This window comes from Phaeobacter sp. B1627 (assembly GCF_006265095.1).
Lineage (GTDB): Bacteria > Pseudomonadota > Alphaproteobacteria > Rhodobacterales > Rhodobacteraceae > Epibacterium.
In genome coordinates this window covers 1-1,110 of the sequence record NZ_VCNK01000100.1, presented here as the reverse complement: position 1 = coordinate 1,110, position 1,110 = coordinate 1, and the positions used below count along the sequence as shown (strand labels likewise).

The window sequence follows — 1,110 nt, the reverse complement described above, 5'->3', positions numbered from 1 at the left end:
GGCCCATTGTCAAAACTCCACGACTGCGCGGATGGATTTTCCGGCATGCATGAGCTCGAAGCCCTCGTTGATCTGATCGAGGCTCAGCTTGTGGGTGATCATCGGGTCGATTTCGATCTTTCCCGCCATGTACCAATCGACGATCTTGGGCACATCGGTCCGTCCGGATGCGCCGCCAAAGGCGGTGCCGCGCCAGCTGCGGCCGGTGACCAGCTGGAAGGGGCGGGTGGAGATCTCGGCACCCGCCGGAGCCACGCCGATGATGATGCTCTCGCCCCAGCCCTTGTGTGCACATTCCAGGGCCGTGCGCATGACATTCACGTTGCCGGTGGCATCAAACGTATAGTCGCCGCCGCCGCCGGTGATCTCGACCAGATGCGCCACCAGATCGCCTTCGACCTCGGCCGGATTGACAAAATCAGTCATGCCGAATTTCGTCGCCATCTCGACCTTGCCGGGATTGAGGTCAACGCCGACGATCTGGTCACAGCCCGCCAGCCGCAGCCCCTGGATCACGTTCAGACCGATGCCGCCGAGGCCAAAGACCACGCAGCGCGAGCCGATTTCGACCTTGGCGGTGTTGATCACGGCGCCGATGCCGGTGGTGACGCCGCAGCCGATGTAGCAGATCTTGTCGAAGGGGGCGTCCTTGCGCACCTTGGCCAGCGCGATTTCCGGCACCACCGTGTGGTTGGCAAAGGTCGAGCAGCCCATGTAGTGGAAGATGGGCGTACCATCGAGCATCGAGAACCGGGTGGTGCCATCGGGCAGCAGGCCCTGACCCTGGGTGGAGCGGATGGCCTGACACAGGTTGGTTTTCGGGTTCAGGCAGTAGTCGCATTCGCGGCATTCGGGCGTATAGAGCGGGATCACGTGATCGCCCACCTCGAGGCTGGTGACGCCTTCGCCGACCTCGATCACCACGCCGGCCCCTTCATGGCCGAGGATGGCCGGAAAAATACCCTCGGGATCATCCCCGGAGCGGGTGAATTCATCGGTGTGACACAGGCCGGTCGCCTTGATCTCGACCAGAACCTCTCCGGCCCTCGGACCCTCAAGGTTGACCTCCATGATTTCCAGCGGCTTGCCCGGGGCAAGTGCAACAGCGGC

1 protein-coding gene is annotated in these 1,110 nt (G+C 63.0%); it reads right to left on the bottom strand.

Going from position 1 to position 1,110, the window contains the following annotated elements; all coding sequences use genetic code 11:
• Positions 1-9: 9 nt before the first annotated feature.
• Positions 10-1,110, bottom strand: a 1,101-nt coding sequence (locus tag FGE21_RS19835) for an S-(hydroxymethyl)glutathione dehydrogenase/class III alcohol dehydrogenase (protein WP_255731680.1), incomplete at its 5' end; no start/stop codon positions are given.